Below are 1,309 nucleotides of genomic sequence, written 5' to 3'. Positions count from 1 at the left end.
TGAACCGCCCCGACTTTATCGGAGGCTGATTTACTTTAGTCAGGCAGCAATGCCTGACAGGATTAAATTATCATAATACCGCTTTTCAAATTCAAAAGGTGACACATATCCAATCGTGCTATGCAGTCGTGTTTTGTTAAACCAATCGACCCATTCAATGGTTGCTAGTTCAACATCGTTCACACCAGACCAGCTCTCTTTCAAATAATGAATGACCTCAGACTTATAAAGCCCATTGACCGTCTCAGCCAGTGCATTGTCGTATGAATCACCTGTAGTGCCAACAGAGGCAATCACACCGCAGTCAGCCATTTTATCAGTATAGCGAATGGATAAATACTGAACCCCTCGATCACTGTGATGAATCACATCTTTGGGATAGTTTCTATCTGCTATTGCTTGATTTAACGCCGCCATCACCATATCTGTGTTCATACGATTAGATACTTTCCAGCCCACAATAGCGCGAGCAAACACATCAATAATAAAAGCGGTATACACCCAGCCGCTTATCGTCTTGATATAAGTAAAGTCTGCCACCCAGAGCTGGTTAGGGCGATGAGCGCTAAAGTTACGATTAACTAGGTCATCAGCACGCTTTTGATCATCACGGCTGTGAGTTGTTATTTTACCCTTACCGCGCCAGACACCTTGTAGGCCATGCTGTCTCATTAAACGCTCTATGGTACAACGAGCAACCTTTAACCCGTCAGCTTTCATCTGCTGCCATACTTTACGCGCACCGTAACGGCATTTGCTGTCCTGCCAGATACGTTTAATCTCGCTGATGTAAAAGTCGTCATGTTGACTGCGCAGTGAGCGTTTTTCAGGGTAGCTCTCCAAGTCTTTAGCACGGTGATAGGTTGATGGGGCAATCGGTAATACTCTACAGATCAGCTCGACCCCATAATTATTCTTATGATCGTCGATGAATTGAATCATGATTTTAGTCAGCGGTCGAGCTCCGCCTGGGCGAAAAAAGCAGCAGCCTTACGTATAATCTCATTGGCTTGCTTGAGCTCTTTATTCTCGCGTTCAAGCTCTTTAATACGTTGCTCTTGGCTTTGGGCTTGCACTGAGGCAGGAATAGTTTGATCTATGTGCTTTTTATGCCATGACCGCAGGGTTTCAGGCGTACAGCCAATCTTAGGTGCAATTGCTTGAATAGCTGACCAGGTGGAGGGATAGTCGCTTAATGCTTCAATCAGCATGCGAACGGCGCGGTCTTTAATCTCGGGGGTGTAGTGTCGTGTTTTCATCGTTGTATTCTCTCAGAATGTTGAGTCTCCGACAATCCCGGGGCGGTTCA

General features: G+C 45.6%; 1 protein-coding gene and 1 other annotated feature. The gene reads right to left on the bottom strand.

The window, feature by feature from the left end:
• Positions 1-39: 39 nt before the first annotated feature.
• Positions 40-1,259 (bottom strand): IS3 family transposase gene (locus tag ACTXGH_RS13745; RefSeq protein ID WP_439297242.1). Its coding sequence is split into 2 segments (ribosomal slippage): positions 40-974 and positions 974-1,259, totalling 1,221 coding nucleotides; the frame shifts between segments, so codons are not numbered across the junction.
• Positions 868-984: a sequence feature (AL1L pseudoknot), on the bottom strand. Its footprint overlaps the gene before it by 117 nt.
• Positions 1,260-1,309 lie beyond the last annotated feature (50 nt).

The organism is Psychrobacter sp. 1Y10, assembly GCF_052259005.1.
In the GTDB taxonomy this organism is placed as follows: domain Bacteria; phylum Pseudomonadota; class Gammaproteobacteria; order Pseudomonadales; family Moraxellaceae; genus Psychrobacter; species Psychrobacter saeujeotis.
The sequence above is the reverse complement of the archived record's forward strand: the minus strand, read 5'-3'. Positions and strand labels throughout refer to the sequence as shown.